This window comes from Vibrio ishigakensis, from assembly GCF_024347675.1.
GTDB classification, from domain to species: domain Bacteria; phylum Pseudomonadota; class Gammaproteobacteria; order Enterobacterales; family Vibrionaceae; genus Vibrio; species Vibrio ishigakensis.
Map to the genome: position 1 here is coordinate 1,378,412 of NZ_AP024882.1, position 17,243 is coordinate 1,395,654.

Consider the following 17,243-nt stretch of genomic DNA (forward strand, 5'->3'; position numbering starts at 1 on the left):
AATATAGTTGTAAACGCAACGAATTGGATGACCAAAGACATGAAAGAAATAAGAGCCGATCAGCTAACGCTACTGAAGAATCTACTTAGCAGCACTAATGATACCAACTACGTTCGCGTGCTTTATGCCGCTTGGGCCAGTGCACTGACCACAGGTAGTCGGTATGTTATTGATTTAGTTAAGGCTGAAATCGATGAGCCTACCGAGTCTCAGAGACGTGATATTGAGTTTGCTATCGCTCGCATGGGCGTTACCAACCCTTATTTTATCGCTAAGCAGTTTGTTGAAGTCAACGCAGGTGGTTCCCTTGAGAGCTTAAACTTCAAAAGCTTTGCTTCACTCAACGTAGAAGATGAGGTTGCCTATCATCATGCATGCGTGGCTATCTCTTTGATAAATGGCGGACACATGTGTCTTCGCTCTCATGTTGGGTCACTGCAACAGGCGGGTGTTCCAGATTCAGAAATAGATGCCACAATGAGATTGGCAGCTGTGTGTCATTCCCTTAAAATTCTCGCCTCAATCGAATAACCGCTTGTAAGGGGCGAAGATGTATTCTTTGCTAGGGATATTAGCCTTCGTAGTTTGGGGTTTAGCACCCCTATATTTTCACCAACTGACTGACTTTGATCTTATCACTGTCTTATCCCATCGTGTTTTTTGGTCAGCCTTCATTTTAGTGCTGGTGGCAGCGTGTCACCCACGCTTTATTCGGGGCTTTCGCAGTATGACCAAGCGCGATATCGGTTACTCCGCACTGGCAGGCTTATTGATGAACGGATCATGGTATGGCTTCGTCTATGCCACAGTGTCTGGTAACTTGCTTGCCGCGTCTCTAGCCTTTTATATCGCGCCTATTATGGTGTTTGGTATTGGCTTGCTGGTGTTTAAAGAGAAGATAACCAAAGGGCAGAGTATTGCCCTTGCTTTGATGTTTACAGCGGTTGCTGTTTACGCGGTTTCAGAAGGTGTATTACCTCTGATGAGCCTTGCTATCGCTTCTGCATTTGCGCTGTATATTGCAGTCAAGAAGCTAAGTCGTCTGAACACCTTTACAGGGCTACTGTTAGAGCATGTATTGTTTGCCCCGATAGCGCTTTTCCTGATTTTAAATAACCCACATAGTGTCTCTGAAGTCACCCTTCTAGCTGGCACCGCTCCTTTGCAACTGGTGTCGGTATTGCTGCTTTCCATTTCCGTAACTAAGGTAGCATTGAGTCGGGTTAGTCTTTTCCAATATATCGAGCCAACGATACATTTTGTGTTGGCTATGTGGGTGTTTCGTGAGGCGATATCAGGCGGACAGATGACTGCCCTAGCAATCATCTTAATTGCTATTGCGATCAGCATGCAAAAGCCAAAGCCTGCTTAGGTGTTGCCATTTGCCATGCTTATCACACGCTTAAGTGTCCAGCGAATAAGGATCGGAACAACAGCATCGCCATGTTTCTCACAGTATTCGACTATTGCTAAAGCCATATCGGGTTTCGCGTGCTTTTTGAGGGCTCGGTTGATGACTTTTTTAGCTGGGATAGGATGATCGTGAGGGATCTTGACCATATCCTTAAAGAAAATCTCGAAACCGTTGTTATACAGGTAGTGCTCAATATCTTTGTCTGGAAGTTCGGTTAATCTATGCCTTTCTTGCTCGCCATTGAGAATCGAACGAACAGAGTGTGCATATTTTTTACCTGCAGCATCACCATCGGTCACAACGTGCCAGTCGATATCTAGCGCTTTAGCTACCTTGAGCAGCGACTTTAACCCTGATTGAGCAAACTCAATGATTTGTACGCCCTCAGCGGCTAAGTCATAACCGCACAGTTTTGCGAGTTCGTTGAACAGCCAAACCTCGGTTTCCCCCTCGACTAATAGCCAACAGCGTGCAAATAGGGCGCTGGAGCGGTGGAATCGGATATGAAAACCGACCCGTCGTAGTTCATCCGCTGAGAGCATTTGCGATTGAATACTCTTGGTTTCTGTTCTGTCAGATTTACGCACTAAGCGTTTAATACTGCTAAGAGGTACTGCGCTAAGGAGTACTGCAGAATTAGTGGTGAGTATCTTTTGCATGGGTAGCATCTGCAATAGGGCCCAAGCCCGCGCCAGATGAGTTGGATGAAGTCGACCTTCAGGGTCTTCTACAATCAATAGTGGCCTTGCAACGCGCCTTAGTTCGGTATCACCCTTAGCTTGCAGGTAGTTGTTTAAAAGTCCCATCAGCAATAGGCGAGTCTGTTTGTCCTTAGTTTGGTCAATAAACTGAGTGAGAGAGAGGTGTTTAGCACCGCTTCGCACCCCGCCGGAGCTGAATATGCCATCTCGGGCGCTCCTTGGGTCGTGCCTGCTATGTGACTTGTAGGAAAAGTAGTGGTCCACCAAGTCATGCATGGTTTTAAAGCTACTCTTCATCTCTTCTTTACTAACAAGACCAGGGTGGGCAAGCAATCTTCGACAGGTGTTTTTGATGCGTCTTTCAATGCGTGAGTTCGGAAGATCAGACGCTTCGACGCGTTGGAAGCGCCTTGAATCTCGGAGCCTAATCACCGGATGCAGCTGCATCAACTCTTGAGCAAGCTTGATAGAGTGGTGAAGAAGCTTCGGCTCACCTTGTTCATCGAGAAAAGCGTAGTGTGTCGTGATCTTATGTCCAACCATAGACGCACTGAGGCGGTAGATAATAAACGGCTTATCCCCGTTATCTTGGTTCCATATGGGTTTTATCTTTCTATAGCGACCAGACTTTAGCTCGGATTTGGAATTGGCACGCAGCTTAAGGACTATCTGAAGATGCTGTGTTTGTGGGTGCGAAATGGCGTAATCCACATGAAAGTCACGCATCTCAAATTCGTATGGTTGACCGTTTGTTGGCAACGCCACAGAAAGGGCGTCGAGCAAAGAGGATTTACCCCAAGTATTTTCACCGATCAGGGTAGTGAGATCGTCAAACGGTAGAGAGAGGCGCTTGATACCACGAAAGCCTGAAACCTCAATGCGCTCTAGCTGCATAGACCCTCCTTGAGAAACTAGCCTTAATGAATTCAGTGGCTTAGGGCTTATTTAGATTATATACCCTTTAATTTCTGCTTGGGTTGATTGAACACCGATTTTGTAGATAAGACCTTGTTGCTGTGAGTTGTCTTTCCTCTTATGAGTCAATTAGTGATTTTGATGGTACGCAAAAAATTCGAGGCTGTGAGTTTCTAGGTTAGTCTCCTATACCAATTTCCAAATTTCTTTGCCTTTTTTCGTAATTAGTCGTAGTGATACGAACCCGTCAGGATGAATCACTTGATGCTTAGACTGCAGATACAATTTCTCCAGCCATCTTAATTGAATATTCTTGTAGACCATGTCATTACCTCGCTGAATAGTTAGTTTGCTCTTACGCAGACTTAGTAACAGGGATTTATTTCATACAGTTTAAAGTCTAAAAACTGTTATTTATTATTTGTAATATAAGCATACAAATTGAAATGAGTTTTCGAATAAAAGTTAACCCGTGATCAAGATGACGTTTTGTATCATTTTGATGATGAATTAAACAAAGCCGATCACGATTTGACAAAACTGGTGGGTTATGAGCGCGTGTTTGCCATATCACGCTATGTTTTTAAGAATTAAAAGTAGCTCAACGCACTTTCAGACGAGAGTAATGTTCAACTAAATGTAATAATGTCTTACTAAGCTCTGAATAAAGAACGATCAAAGTAGGTAGTTGGATAGGTAAAACGCCTATCTTTAGGAAAGACTACTAATAAGTTAAGGGCAAACACAGCTTTGGGCGAAATAGGTCCCAGAGTGTGAAGCGAAAGAAAAATATGCAAAAGACAATAACTCGGGTTCGGATTGCTCATATTAACGATACCCACTCTTATTTCGAACCAACAACAATACAGCTCGATCTCAACCTCGATAACCAAGTCCACAAGCCCTATATCAGCGTCGGTGGTTTCGCTCGCATCAAATCTCGTGCAGATCAACTCAAACAGCAGGCGCTTGAAAACGATAGAAATTTTATGTTTCTGCACGCAGGAGATTGTTTCCAAGGAACCCTCTACTTCTCTCTATTTAAAGGCAGAGCCAACTCAGATCTATTAAATCGCCTTGGCCTAACTGCGATGACGCTAGGCAATCATGAATTGGATATGGGTAATGGCCCGGTTGCAGAGTTTGCTAAACAGATAGAGTTTCCACTGCTATGTGGTAACTGGGACCTGTCTAACGAAGACAGCAGTAAGGTCAATCCGCTAAAGGGTCTGCAAAGCCTGAAGCCTTATGATATTTCATCACAAGCTGCGAGTTGGATAACTCAAGATGTAGATGGGGAGAAAGTCGCTATCTTTGGCCTTTCGATAGATAAGATGGCGGATATCGCAAACCCAGATCCCGATACGCCTTTTATGAATGCACTGCAAACCGCCAAAAATACCGTGAAGCGCATTCGGGACTCTGGCATTAATAAGATCATTCTGCTCAGTCATCTCGGCTATGAAGCTGACCACGAGCTTGCAGAACAGGTAAAGGGTATCAGTCTGATCATTGGTGGGCACTCTCATGTTCTGCAAGGCGACTTTTCTGCATTAGGCATCGCTTCTAAAGATGAATATGGATCACGAGTGGGTGATACCTATATCGTTCAAGCTGGTGGTCATGCTCAGGTGATAGGGCATTGCGATATTGACTTTGATACAGACGGAAACGTTGTTAACTTCAATGGTAAGAATGAGCTATTGATTGGCAGGCATTTGTGCCTTGATGCCAGCATGACAGATTGCAATTGCGACGGTGAGTACGAACAGGTGGTCGATTTTCTTCGTTCCCATCCAAACGTCGTGCGCTGTCCAAAAGATTTGGCTATTCATCACCATATCTATGATACCTACCGTCCTGCGGTGTTTGCGCTACAAACCGCTATAGTGGGGCATTTAGCTCAAGGACTTCGCCACGTACGAGTTCCGGATGAACAGGGTGGGAGTGAGATTTGTCCTATGGTTGCGGAGTCTTTTCTCACAACAATGCGCTCTGAAGGGCATGAGGTGGATTTTGCTATCCATAACGCTGGTGGGGTGCGCTGCTCTCTAAACCCGGGGCCGGTAAGTAAGGCAGATATCGCCGGTAAATTATTACCTTTTGCCGTGCCTATTGGTGTTTACAAGCTAAAGGGTAAATACATCAAGCCAACTCTTGAGGGAGCTATTGATAATGCCCTAGACCCGAAGGGCACAGGAACAGGGAGTTTCCCATATAGTCATAATCTGAGTTACGACCTTGATCTCGAGGCTCCCAAAGATAGCAGAGTTAAGAATCTAAAAATCTATCTAGATGGTAGATGGCAAAATATAGACCAAGAAAAAGTCTATTTTGGTACTTCATCTGCTTATACCATGAAGGGTAAAGAGGGTTTCTCAGCGATATTAAATAGTGAGCCAGGTTCTATTGTTACAGAAACAACCATGTCTGACTGCTTCATTCAAATGATGTATGAACAACCGCTACGATTCGAATCACAAATAAAATTAGGTCTAAAGTAGTTATTGTCACAAAACTTTCGGTTAAAAATGTGTTAAAAGCACAATGGCGATCTGGTTGTGAATTAATAATAAAGCGCAATAAATGCGCTTTATTATTGTCTGTATTCATTCTGCTGAATAGTTATACAAGAGTCTTGTTAATTGCCTGTAACATTAGAAAATCTAATCCATATTCTAAATTTTACTCGTTTTATTTGTGCAATCTTATTGCCTATATTTGCTCTCAGAAATCATTGAGTTTAACCAGTTTTTGCAGAGGCTTATCATGGCACAAGTAATGCTCGACACTATCGCGGTACCTAGCTCAAAGGACTCAAAGAGCTATTCAATTGATTTCAAAGGACTGATGATGCACCTAGTAGATATCCTGTTTGGTAAAAGCCAATCAACTACTACTTACTACGTGTCGGATATGTCGGCTCACGTACAAAAAGACATCGGTATGATTCGCTAATACACCGATTAGAATTACTAAGCCCCGCTTGAATAAGCGGGGCTTTTTTTATGCTTCGATTTCCTACTTATTTCTCCGATACCCATTTGAACGCTTAATCTAGTTACAGAAGTTTTGTACTAGAGTGGGCCTCTTGCCAAAGAACAGCTTGGAAAAGAAAGATTTATATTGCCAGCCAAGTGCTAGTAGGTGCTTTGCCAAACCTTGGTTCTCAATGATCGCGACCTCAACACCGCTGTATTGGTGGGGATTTTGCTTTATATAGTCAATGAAAGCACTCAGCACGCCTTGTCCTCTTACCGCAGGGTTGAAGTTGACCGCGACAATAGAAAAGCGCTGACTACCTACCGCGCAACGAACATAACAGTAACCGTGTTCACTCTTGATGGTTTCGGAAAACTCTGGGAATGGACGAGTTTGTTGCAGACGAGATAGTTTGTCATATTCACTGCAAAGGTGGTTGAGAAGTTGCTTGGCGTTCTGGTTCATAACTGCGTCTTCTATATGCAATAGTTGTTGAATCTTCATAAATAATTCTATGGCCTGATTGCACTTCAAAAACGGTGAACATACAGCGGTAGTAATTCCGCTTTTTATCGGCTATTTGGTTTGGATTGGGATTTATAGCTCAGCGGGAAGCCAGCGAGATTTATTAGAAATATTGGTTTTTAATGCGAAAACACCCTGTAACTCAGTCTGGATGTGCTTTGGATTGATTATGACTTTCATGACAGTGAGCTAAACCTGATTAGGGACTTGCGCAATCAAACTAAAGCGGAAGGAAAATAGAGTGTGACTGCCGATATTCGGAAGATGAATTAGACCTTGAACCAATCTAAACGTCACTTTTTCGCTATAGAGATAAAAAAGCCCAGCGGGGGGCTGGGCAAAGTGGAGAGTGTATTGTTGTTATTGTTTTTGCGCTTAGGAGCTGCAGAGCACTTTTATGGCTAATCCGCCTTGGGAAGTCTCACGGTATTTGGCATTCATATCTTTACCCGTCTCCAGCATGGTTTCGATAACCTTATCTAGAGATACGCGTGGGGCAGAAGAGCGACCTAATGCCATGCGTGCCGAGTTAACTGCTTTGACTGCAGCAATACCATTACGCTCGATACATGGAACCTGTACCTGACCTGCAACCGGGTCACAGGTAAGACCTAGGTTGTGCTCCATTGCGATCTCAGCTGCGATGCACACCTGTTCAGGGCTTGCGCCCATTAGCTCAGCAAGACCAGCCGCCGCCATAGAACAAGCCACACCAACTTCGCCCTGACAACCTACTTCGGCACCAGAAATAGAGGCGTTACGCTTGTATAAACCGCCGATAGCTGCAGAAGAAGCAAAATAGCGCTGATATTCTTTTTCGGTGACTGGCTGAATGAACTTGTCATAGTATGCAAGCACTGCAGGGACGATGCCACAAGCACCATTGGTAGGTGCTGTTACTACTCGGCCACCTGCAGCATTTTCTTCGTTTACTGCGAAAGCAAATAGGTTGATCCAATCAACCACTGCCATAGGGTCTACATTGGTTGAAGCTGAAGTCACCAGCTTTTTATATAGAGCAGGGGCGCGACGATGAACCTTCAGAGGTCCGGGTAGCAAACCTTCGCAGTGAAGGCCGCGATCGATACACGCTGACATTGTCTGCCAGATTGCCGTCAGTTGAGTATTGATAGCGTCGCTGCTCATTACAGACTGCTCGTTCTTCAGCATAATAGTGCTGATCGATAAGCCATTATTAGTCGCTTGCTGGATTAGCTCTTGTGCTGATGTAAATGGATACGGGATCTCTTGGCTAGTTTCGCTTTCTTGGCCAAAGGATTCTTGGTCGACGATAAAGCCGCCACCAATGGAGAAATAGGTTTTACTAAAGATCTTTTCACCTTTGCTCCAAGCGTGGATCTGCATTCCGTTTTCATGGAGTTCTAGGTTGGTAGTGTGGAAGTTCATTCCCTCAGAGGCAGGGAAGGCAACGGTGTGATTACCGTTGTCGATATTCAACACTTCAGTTTCTTCTACTTTAGCAATTAGAGGATCGATTGCATCAATGTCTACTGTCTCAGGAAGATTTCCAGCTAGGCCTGCAATAATAGCCACATCTGTACGGTGACCAATACCTGTTAATGACAATGAGCCATATACATCGACTGTGAGCTTGTCTGTTTGTTGTAAAAACTGTTTTTGTTTTAGCTCATCAACGAAGATCTTACCTGCTTTCATTGGCCCCACGGTGTGAGAGCTTGAGGGACCAATGCCAATTTTATAGATATCGAAAATACTGATCATGAATGGGGACCTTTAAATCAGAAGAGGGAAAGCCTCCCGAAGGAGGCTATACAGGTAGTTCTTAGAAGATTGAGTAAGTCGCAGAAGTGATAGCCGCGATACCGCAGATCAGGGTGAAGATACGAGCCGGGGTAGAAGTCGCGTATTTCTTCATTGCAGGTACCTTGTACATAGCAACTACTGGCATCACGAATAGGATAGCGGCAATCATCGGAGCACCGATTGCTTCAATCATGCCTAGGATGCTTGGGTTAATGATTGCAACAATCCAGGTGGTCACAACGATAAAGCCAAGAGCCAGTTTATCGATAGTGCTTGCCTTCATCTCAGAGCGAGACTTGATAAGACCTGTTAGACCTTCTTGTGCACCTAGGAAGTGACCAAAGTAGCTTGAAGTGATCGCTGCGAACGCGATGATTGGGCCAAGGATAGAGATGATAGGTGAAGCGTGTACGTTCGCTAGGTAAGAAAGAACAGAGATGTTTTCTGCTTGCGCTGTAGCTAGCTGCTCTGGAGATAGAGAAAGCACTACAGAGAATACGAAGAACATCACGAAACCCATAAGCATCGCAGATGCGCCTGCAGTGATCATGTCAGTCTTCTTATGAGCGTCTTCACCGTAGGTTTTACGTTGCTCTTTAGCGAACTGGCTGATGATAGGGCTGTGGTTGAAAGAGAACACAATGATAGGAATTGCTAGCCAGATAGTAGACGGCATAGAGCTCCACTCTGGTGCTACTGACATCATTGAAGTGTTCCAATCTGGGATCAGGTATAGAGACAGAGCCAGAAGGATGAATACTAGTGGGTAAACCATAGCTGAGGTAGCTTTAAGCATTAGCTCTTTACCAAACACAACACCCGCAGTCATTAGGGTGATCAAACCACCAGATAGAAGCCAGCGAGGGATAGACTCCATACCTAGTTGGTTTACCATGAAAGAGTCAACTGTATTGGTGATGCCTACACCGTAGATTAGAACGATTGGGTAGATAGCAAAGAAGTAAGCGAAAGTAATAATGTTAGCGCCAGTCTTACCGAAGTGTTCTTCTACAGCGTCAGTGATGTCGCCTGATTCATTTTTTGTTGAAAGAACGAAGCGAGCTAGACTTTTGTGCGCAAACCAAGTCATTGGTGCTGCTAGTAGGGCTAATATTACTAATGGCCAAAAACCACCTGCACCAGCCTTGATTGGAAGGAATAGTACACCCGCACCTACAGCTGTACCAAAAAGGGATAGACACCATGTCAGATCTTTATAAGTCCACTTGCCAGATTTTTCTGCTACTGGAGCAGCAATAGTTGATGTTGTCATAGTTGAAATTCTCGGAAAAGGAAAAGGAAGTAAATTTCGCGGGCATTTTGTTGCAGACAGAATTATTTTTATGCGATCGCGATCACTTTATGCAACAGAGAATAAAATTCAGTAGAACTATTTGTCCTTAGTCACGAAAATGCCGTGCTACAGCTTAGTTTTACTAATTCAATGAGTAGAGATGCATTAGTTTTTATAATCAATAAAATTTGAGAGAATCAATTGGAATTGAGCAACCGTTTACGCGGTTTGGAGCCTTAAAATGATGAATGCGAAAGAGTTGGATGATTTCCTACTTTCACTCCCAGAAAGTGAGTTAGATTTTCCTTTTGGTAAAGAAGTGGCGGTATATAAGGTGGTAGGTAAGATGTTTGCCTTGGTATCCCATGAACTAGACAGAAAGGATAAAGCCCTGAGTTTGAATCTAAAGGGTTTACCCGCAGACAACATGCTTTTATCAGAGGAATTTGAATCCATCCGCCCTGGTTACCACATGAACAAGAAGCATTGGATTACTGTGGTTGTCTCTGAAGAGATTGGAGAGGGGATGCTGAAAGACCTGATTGAGCGCTCTTACGATCTTGTTGTGAAGAAACTAAAGAAGGCGGATAGGGAGCGTATCGCAATTTCTAGATAGGCATGAAAAAGCCCCGCAAATGCGAGGCTTTGAAAAAGAGTAAGCAGCAATCTAATTGATTAGAAAGTTACTTTAGCACCTAGCACACCGCCAAATTGTTCTTTGTTAGTGAACTCTTTGCTTGCTTCAGCATAAGTGCTGAAGTAGTTAGTGAACTGGTAAGTTGCAGAAAGCGCAGCTTTATTGCTGTCTTTCTCTGTATCACCAGCTCTGATGTCGTCAAAACGAGCACTTGTGAAGGTAGCACCTAGAGATAGCTTGTCAGTAGCTGCGAAAGTCGTTGCTAGTTCGTAACCCTGGAAGTCGTTACCAAGTAAAGAGCCGTTAACGTATAGAGCACCGAAGTAAAGTGCATCAGTTACGTCTACACCTGCACCTACCAGGATGTTTTCGCTGTCTTCTACTTTTTGACCAGCAGGAGTGTCTTCATGTGTTTCGTTAGCGTAGCCTGCACCTAGCTTGAATTGACCGAAGTCATAGCTTGCTGACGCGCCGTAGCCTTGGTCGATAGTTACATCATTTTTGTTGTCATCTTGGATTTTAGAACCACCACCGTTGTAGTTAGCTTTAACGGTTAGACCACCGTAAGTACCAATGTATAGGAATTGGTTATCAGCACGGTCAGCGGTTGCAGACTTGCTTGATGCTTCAGCACCGAAGAAGTTCAGAACGTCAGTGTAGTCGGTTAGTAGACCTAGAGAGCCATCAGTCTTACCGTATTGAAGTTCGTTGTTTTCGTTACCAACACCAACGTATAGGTAACGAGTGTCGTTAGAGTTAGCTTTAGTAAATTCTTTTTCGAAGAAACCGTGAGCGAATACAGAGTCTGTTACGTTAGTTTTTGCATCAACGTTTAGACGAGCGCGAGATGCATCGTCTTGTTTGTTGTCACCAGTATCAGTTAGGGTAGTACGAGCTTCTACACGGCCGCCAACGTTAAGTGCAACGTTGTCTGCGTTATAAACTTCAGCAGCGTTTGCGCTTGCAGCAAACGCTGAAGCTACAGCGATAGCTGTAAGAGTAAGTTTTTTCATTTTTTAGGTCCTTTAATTGTCAGTGCCACAAATCTCAAAAAGAGCACTGAGACTAAAGCCTATATAACTTGTTCCCTGTATTTAACTCATAAAACGGCAAACTTATTTTATAAAAAGAATAAACATTCCATTGCATGTACAACTCAGTTTATAATGATGGTTTTTTATATAAATGATTGATTTGTAATGGGTTAGTAATAAATCTGACTATTAATTGTGGATTTTAATAAAACTGATTGAATATAATTAATATGTCTGTTTTGTGAGCTGGATAATATAAATCAAATAGAGTGAATTAAATAAATTGGAAAGATTTATTTAATTATATAGAGGTTCGTACTATATCTAGTCGTACAACAAGGCTAATAAAGGAGATAAACGCATGACCAAAGCCATTTTTACATGGAGCGGAGGCAAGGATTCTGCTCTGGCTTTGTACAAGATACAACAAAGAGACGATATAGAAGTGGTTGCACTTCTAACCACTCTGAATAAAGAATACAAACGCATTTCGATGCATGGTGTGAGAGAGGAATTGCTTGATAAACAGGCTGAGTCCCTCGGCATTCCATTGATTAAGATGTGGGTAGAGCAAGACTCGTATGATGAATACGAGCAGAAAATGAAAGAATTGCTGTTAGAGCAAAAATCTCTAGGAGTAACCAAAGTTATCTATGGAGATATCTTCTTAGAGGACCTTAGAGAGTACCGAGACAATAACCTGGCAAAGGTTGGCTTAGAGGGCGTTTATCCATTGTGGAAACTAAATACTAAAGAGGTAATCAACGAGTTTCTGTCTCTTGGCTTTAAAACCACTACCTGTTGTATCAACGATCAATATCTTGGGGAAGCGCACTCAGGTGCTTTGATAGATAAAGAGTGGATTGAATCATTACCGAAGCAAGTTGATCCTTGCGGTGAAAATGGAGAGTTTCATACCTTCTGTTTTGACGGCCCAAACTTTTCTGAACCTCTGAAGTTGGAGTTGGGTGAAAAGCTGTATAAGCCTTTGGACGAGAAATTTATAGATAACAGTCAGCAACCCCATGCCAAAGGATTTTGGTTCACGGACCTGAGACTTCTAGAATCTAAATAACTGGCTGGAAGTTAAGCATATCGGTTAGCTAGTCCTTATCAATAGAAAAGGCGCATTAAATGCGCCTTTGTAGTATCTAACTAGTAGAATTACTTCTTGCGACAGAACTCGCAACGTAGCCACATAGATTGGCCTTCTACCTTGCCTGAGAATAGCTCTGGATCATCTTGTGCAAGACCAATGTTGCGAACCATAGTGCCTTGCTTAACTACCATTGAAGAACCTTTTACTGGCAAGTCTTTGATAATGGTTACTGTGTCACCTTTTGAAAGAGGTGCACCGTGGCAGTCAACGTGCTTCTTACCGTCGTTTTCCATGCCAGTTTCGGCCCAGTTCTTGGTCTCTTCTTCCATATACATCATGTCTAGAAGGTCTTGAGCCCAGCCTTCAGAGCGTGCAAGACGAGTCAGTTGGCGCCAAGCTAGAACCTGAACTGGAGCTTCTTGGCTCCACATGCTGTCGTTAAGGCAACGCCAGTGGTTTACGTCCATTTGCTCTGGGTCTTCAACTTGAGTGCGGCAGGTGTCGCAAAGAATAGCACCATGATCAACGGTTACTTGAGTGTGAGGAGCGACTGCGAATGGTTTAAGATCAGAAGTTGAACCGCAAAGCTCGCACTTGTCACCACTACGTTGAAGAAGAGTTGTTTCGATAGACATTCTGTTACCTTGTACTTTGGTCTCAAATTTTGCGGGACATTATACTTAAAACCACACTTTTTGCGAGGTTTGTCACGCCGAGCCTTCGCTATGTGTGTGGATTCATAGCTTTCAAATATGTGCTTTATGGGCGTTTGCAGTTTGGTTTATCACCACTGTAACCGGGCAAAGTTTTCGCCTCTGAGTTTAGGTCGTTGATCCGAGTATCGTGAGAGGGGTGGGTGGATAGCAGCTCCGGCGGTTGGTTGCCACCCGATGCCTTGGCCATGTTCCTCCATAGGGCAATACTCTGGTAAGGGTCAAAACCTGCTTTAGCCATCAATTGTAAACCTACGATATCCGCCTCGCTCTCTTGAGTTCGACCGTAAGGGAGTATCACTCCGTATTGAACCCCAGCGCCCATCAAGGCGACGATTTCATTGCGGTACTCTTGGTTAGCAAGAGCCGCGTTGGATAGTTGAAGTCCAGTATTGGCTATCTGTGCTTGTGAAATACGCTCATTACTGTGGTCAGCAAGTACGTGCGCTATCTCGTGGCCTATAACAGTAGCTAGTTGGTCTTGGTTCACCGCAACCTTAAGCAGGCCGGTATAAACGCCAATCTTTCCACCAGGCAAAGCAAACGCATTCACCTGTGGGCTATCAAATACCACCACTTCCCATTTATCAAAACTTGGCTGCTTGGGGACAAACTCTAAAATTCGGTCTGTTACACACTGCACATAGGCATTGGTTGCTTTATCTTGGCTGATCTTTTGCTCTTGTTTCATCTGCTCAAAAGATTGAGCACCAAGTTGTGACATCTGGCTGTCAGAAAAGAGAATGACCTGGTTACGACCAGTAGGAGATTTAGCACAGCCAAAAAGCCCAGCGACTACAAGCGCTAGGCTGATAATTTTTGCAAACTTCATGGTTTCTTTCCAATTGCGTTTATATAAAAAGCATATACTTGGATCAGGACTACTGCCCATATTTTTGGTAGTTTTAGAGACGAAAATCATATAAATATCAGTAGGATGACTAAGTGAGTATCTGGAACAAGACGCCATGCCTAGAGAAGCTTAACGCTAGCTCAAAAAATACCCTAGTTGAGCATCTGCAAATTGAGTACAACCAATTTGACGACAACTCTCTTTCAGCGACCATGCCAGTTGCACCTATCACACATCAGCCTTTAGGTATGCTACATGGCGGGGCATCTGTGGTTTTAGCGGAGACCCTAGGGTCGGTCGCTGCCAATATGTGCGTGGATGAAAACCAATACTGTGTAGGGCTAGAGATCAATGCCAATCATGTTAAAGCCGCGCGTTCTGGTTTTGTCACAGGCACAGCAAAGCCGATACATCTTGGACGTCAAACCCAGATCTGGTCGATTGATATTATCAATGAGCAACAACAGCTAGTGTGCGCATCCCGTCTTACTGTCATGGTAAGAACAAAAGGGGCAAAACAGTGACCTTTGATTTTGAACTAGGAAAGATAGTCGTCACGCCACATGAGATAATGATTCGATTGTTCGGTGAACAGCGCATGACGTTGCAAGCGCACACAGATGTAATTCAGCTTATGGGTAATGTGTTGGTTGTGCATGATGCACAGAGCCGTTGGTCGGTTAAACTGGATAGTGAAATCGTTGACCAAATTATTGAAATTACAGGGTTAGCTAGAGTTAATTAACTTTGCTTGAAGTGCTAAAATAAGGAAATTCTTACTCTAAATACTTAAATGGAATTTCCTCTTTATGAGCAGTCCTCGCCTACGAGCCCAGTTTGAAACCCTGTTTGAGCATTTTAACGGCGAAGACAGCGATACTCGTATAGAGGACATCACCGAAATCCTCTTCTGTACTCGTCGAAATGCCCGAATTGTACTCAACAAGCTAGCAGAAGAGGGGTGGATTGAGTGGCATCCTTCGGCAGGGCGAGGGAAACAGTCACAGCTTATATTTAAGCAAAACCGTAATGCCGTAGGAGAGGACCTTGCCAAGCGCTATCTAGAAGAAGGCAAGATAGGGCATGCTCTGCAGGTTCTTAATCAAGATGCCTCTCGTCTTACTCAGGTTATTCAAGATTATCTCGGTGTGCAGAATCAGTCCGGTCAGCAGGTCGTTAGGCTTCCTTATTACCGTCCTCTAGCCATGCTACACCCGAGGAAACCCCATCGTCGCTCTGAGCAAAACATCATCCATCAGGTGTATAGCGGACTAACCAAGTTTGATAGTGACGACAACCTACAGCCAGATTTAGCCCATTATTGGGAGGCTTTCTCCGGAACCCATTGGCGCTTTTATCTTCGAGCAAAGGTGCGCTTTCACAATGGACAGCTTCTCGAAACCCAAGATGTGATCGATCATTTTGATATCTTGAAGAAGCTTTCTTTGTACTCGCATATCGACAGAGTAGAGTCTCCATCACCTTTCGTTATCGATGTTTTCTTGAGTAAAGAAGATCACTATTTTGATCTTATTTTGGCTGAGTCCAGTGCCAAAATTCTGCCAAAAAATGCACTTGAGATAGAAAATATAGAAAGATTGCCCGTAGGGACAGGACCTTATAAGGTCGCGGTCAACAATGAAAAACAGTTGATTCTTGAAGCGTTCGACAACTATTTTGGCTTCAGACCTTTAGTAGATAGAGTTGAGGTCTGGGTGATTGATGAGGCGCACTCGAGCTTGGTGTATCCAAGTTTGAATCAGCCAGACCTGCCCATCAATAATAGCGATACGGATGTCTCTCTGGATCCTGGCTGTACCTACGTTTCAATTAACCAGCGCAACGGGCTAGGGCAAAGCACCGATTGGCAGAATTACTTTGCCTCTAAACTAAGTTCGTTCAACTTGTTCGCTAAATTGCCACAAGAGTCGATCATCGAGCTTGGTCTTTTACCTGCACATGGCCTCAAGCCCGGCTGGTATCATGCTCAAACACTGCAAGCTAACAAGCCTGCAGAAAATGCAACGGTAACCATTGCTTATCACAGTGAGCATCCAGTTTTCCCCACCATAGCAAAGGCAATCGCCAACTTGCTTAAAGAAGATGGTCTTAGTGTACAGTTCAATCGCTATGAGACCTTTCCAGATGATCTTTCAAAGGTCGATCTCTGGTTAAAGCCGATGGGGATTGGCACGCACAGGGACGATATGCTTCGTGGATGGATTCTAGAATACAGTGATGTGGACCTGCTTTGTGGTGATGAACGCTATGCGCAGCTGCAAGCCATGATGGAGGCTTGGCATGGCACGCCGAATCAGACATTCCCTGCGAAAGAGCTTGGACGTTTTTTGGTAGAGAATAAGCTAGTGATCCCTATGTTCCACTGCTGGCTTGGGGTGAGCACCGACCACTGCGGCTCACTACAAAACGCCAAGTGCAATGCCTTAGGTTGGTTCGACTTTTCCAAGGTTTGGGTGAAACCTGAATCATAAACAGAATTGAGGTTAGACCTAAAGTTTCCTTTCTGTATTCCCGCGTTCTATTTGCACACAATAGCACCGCTTTTAATCACTAAGGCGGTGTCAGATGCAAAAAATTCCCTACATATGTGCCCTTATCTGTGTGCTGGTTTCAGGCTCACTTCAAGCCCATGGTTTGGTCTATGACCAAGGGCAGTACGATGCAAACCAGTTCAATGAAGACATGATCTATTGTGAAGGTCTTGCTCATCAGCTCCCTCAAGAAGAGGCGCCTGGTCTTGTTGAAGAAACTGCCAAGCGTGGAGCGCGTGGTGCAGCAGCAGGTGCAGTAGCCGGCAGTGTATCAGGAAACTCTGGCAGTGACGCCGCCAAAACCGGTGCTGCTGTTGGTATGACCCTTGGTGTTCTTGGCAATAGAGGCAACCGTAAAGCAGCTGAAGCAAGTAACCAACAGGCGTACACCGACCTAGTTCGTAACTGTATGTCTGGTCGTGGCTATATGGCACTTAATTAAGCGAGGTAACAGAATGAATGCTCAAACTATTAAACGTGCGGTAATTGCTACTTCATTTGTGGGCTTTTTTATGACCATAGGAGTCCAAAAAGCGATGGCAGGCCCTGTGCATGATTTAGGCCACTTGACTGATCATGAAATGTCGGGTGAAGCGACTCAAATGGTCACCGTCGACGGGGTTGAATACCAAGCAACAGAGTCCTTTATGCAGAAATCTGAGGTGAGTGAGACCGAAGAGGGCGTGAAGGTGATAAGAACCACAGTTGAAACTATAGAGCTAAAAGAGGTTCAGTAAGA

At 44.2% G+C, this 17,243-nt stretch carries 18 protein-coding genes; 11 read left to right on the forward strand and 7 right to left on the reverse strand.

Annotated elements, in window-relative coordinates; all coding sequences use genetic code 11:
- Positions 1-39 precede the first annotated feature (39 nt).
- The gene (locus Pcarn_RS20100) at positions 40-531 is read left to right on the forward strand and encodes a carboxymuconolactone decarboxylase family protein (RefSeq protein ID WP_261836102.1); all 492 of its coding nucleotides are present in this window, start codon (positions 40-42) and stop codon (positions 529-531) included.
- A 19-nt stretch (positions 532-550) separates the two neighbouring features.
- The gene (locus tag Pcarn_RS20105; protein WP_261836103.1) at positions 551-1,372 is read left to right on the forward strand and encodes an EamA family transporter; all 822 of its coding nucleotides are present in this window, start codon (positions 551-553) and stop codon (positions 1,370-1,372) included.
- On the opposite strand, the gene Pcarn_RS20110 is transcribed toward Pcarn_RS20105, so the two are convergent.
- On the reverse strand, positions 1,369-3,009 hold the full coding sequence (locus Pcarn_RS20110) for an ATP-dependent endonuclease (protein ID WP_261836104.1): 1,641 nt from the start codon (positions 3,007-3,009) through the stop codon (positions 1,369-1,371). The two genes, Pcarn_RS20105 and Pcarn_RS20110, sit on opposite strands and share 4 nt — an antisense overlap.
- 812 nt (positions 3,010-3,821) lie before the next feature.
- Here Pcarn_RS20110 and Pcarn_RS20115 point away from each other — a divergent pair.
- Together Pcarn_RS20115 and Pcarn_RS20120 are read left to right on the forward strand one after the other, a co-directional pair.
- On the forward strand, positions 3,822-5,534 hold the full coding sequence (locus Pcarn_RS20115) for a bifunctional metallophosphatase/5'-nucleotidase (RefSeq protein ID WP_261836105.1): 1,713 nt from the start codon (positions 3,822-3,824) through the stop codon (positions 5,532-5,534).
- Positions 5,535-5,799: 265 nt separating this feature from the next.
- Positions 5,800-5,988, forward strand: a complete 189-nt coding sequence (locus Pcarn_RS20120; RefSeq protein WP_261836106.1) for a hypothetical protein — start codon at positions 5,800-5,802, stop codon at positions 5,986-5,988.
- 99 nt (positions 5,989-6,087) lie between these two features.
- On the opposite strand, the gene Pcarn_RS20125 is transcribed toward Pcarn_RS20120, so the two are convergent.
- The 3 genes from Pcarn_RS20125 to Pcarn_RS20135 form a co-directional block, all read right to left on the reverse strand.
- A complete protein-coding gene (locus tag Pcarn_RS20125; RefSeq protein WP_261837325.1) occupies positions 6,088-6,477 on the reverse strand; it encodes a hypothetical protein in 390 nt (129 codons plus the stop codon).
- A gap of 435 nt (positions 6,478-6,912) precedes the next feature.
- The gene (locus Pcarn_RS20130) at positions 6,913-8,280 is read right to left on the reverse strand and encodes an L-serine ammonia-lyase (RefSeq protein ID WP_261836107.1); all 1,368 of its coding nucleotides are present in this window, start codon (positions 8,278-8,280) and stop codon (positions 6,913-6,915) included.
- Between the two features lie 61 nt (positions 8,281-8,341).
- Positions 8,342-9,595: an aromatic amino acid transport family protein gene (locus tag Pcarn_RS20135; RefSeq protein ID WP_261836108.1), complete on the reverse strand. Its 1,254-nt coding sequence runs from the start codon at positions 9,593-9,595 to the stop codon at positions 8,342-8,344.
- Between the two features lie 262 nt (positions 9,596-9,857).
- On the opposite strand from Pcarn_RS20135, the gene Pcarn_RS20140 reads away from it, so the two are divergent.
- Entirely contained in the window at positions 9,858-10,232 is a 375-nt protein-coding gene (locus Pcarn_RS20140; RefSeq protein ID WP_261836109.1) for an MmcQ/YjbR family DNA-binding protein, read from the forward strand.
- Positions 10,233-10,291: 59 nt separating this feature from the next.
- Here the strand turns inward: Pcarn_RS20140 and Pcarn_RS20145 are convergent, their stop codons facing one another.
- Positions 10,292-11,266 (reverse strand): porin, encoded by a 975-nt coding sequence (locus tag Pcarn_RS20145; protein WP_261836110.1) that lies wholly within the window; start codon positions 11,264-11,266, stop codon positions 10,292-10,294.
- 382 nt (positions 11,267-11,648) lie between these two features.
- On the opposite strand from Pcarn_RS20145, the gene Pcarn_RS20150 reads away from it, so the two are divergent.
- Entirely contained in the window at positions 11,649-12,362 is a 714-nt protein-coding gene (locus Pcarn_RS20150; RefSeq protein WP_261836111.1) for a Dph6-related ATP pyrophosphatase, read from the forward strand.
- Positions 12,363-12,451: 89 nt separating this feature from the next.
- Here Pcarn_RS20150 and Pcarn_RS20155 read toward each other — a convergent pair whose 3' ends face one another.
- Positions 12,452-13,021, reverse strand: a complete 570-nt coding sequence (locus Pcarn_RS20155; protein WP_261836112.1) for a PhnA domain-containing protein — start codon at positions 13,019-13,021, stop codon at positions 12,452-12,454.
- 124 nt (positions 13,022-13,145) lie between these two features.
- On the reverse strand, positions 13,146-13,931 hold the full coding sequence (locus Pcarn_RS20160; RefSeq protein WP_261836113.1) for a M48 family metallopeptidase: 786 nt from the start codon (positions 13,929-13,931) through the stop codon (positions 13,146-13,148).
- 113 nt (positions 13,932-14,044) lie between these two features.
- Here Pcarn_RS20160 and Pcarn_RS20165 point away from each other — a divergent pair, with 113 nt between their 5' ends.
- The 5 genes from Pcarn_RS20165 to Pcarn_RS20185 all read left to right on the forward strand — a co-directional run bounded on the left by Pcarn_RS20165 (position 14,045) and on the right by Pcarn_RS20185 (position 17,241).
- The gene (locus Pcarn_RS20165) at positions 14,045-14,476 is read left to right on the forward strand and encodes a hotdog fold thioesterase (RefSeq protein ID WP_261836114.1); all 432 of its coding nucleotides are present in this window, start codon (positions 14,045-14,047) and stop codon (positions 14,474-14,476) included.
- Positions 14,473-14,697 carry a DUF3389 domain-containing protein gene (locus Pcarn_RS20170; protein ID WP_261836115.1) on the forward strand — a complete coding sequence of 75 codons (225 nt, stop codon included), beginning with the start codon at positions 14,473-14,475 and terminating at the stop codon, positions 14,695-14,697. The genes Pcarn_RS20165 and Pcarn_RS20170 overlap by 4 nt, the downstream gene beginning before the upstream one ends.
- A 64-nt stretch (positions 14,698-14,761) precedes the next feature.
- Positions 14,762-16,444 (forward strand): SgrR family transcriptional regulator, encoded by a 1,683-nt coding sequence (locus Pcarn_RS20175; RefSeq protein WP_261836116.1) that lies wholly within the window; start codon positions 14,762-14,764, stop codon positions 16,442-16,444.
- A 94-nt stretch (positions 16,445-16,538) separates the two neighbouring features.
- Positions 16,539-16,946: a glycine zipper family protein gene (locus tag Pcarn_RS20180; RefSeq protein ID WP_261836117.1), complete on the forward strand. Its 408-nt coding sequence runs from the start codon at positions 16,539-16,541 to the stop codon at positions 16,944-16,946.
- A gap of 13 nt (positions 16,947-16,959) precedes the next feature.
- Positions 16,960-17,241 carry a hypothetical protein gene (locus tag Pcarn_RS20185; protein ID WP_261836118.1) on the forward strand — a complete coding sequence of 94 codons (282 nt, stop codon included), beginning with the start codon at positions 16,960-16,962 and terminating at the stop codon, positions 17,239-17,241.
- The last annotated feature ends 2 nt before the right edge of the window (positions 17,242-17,243 follow it).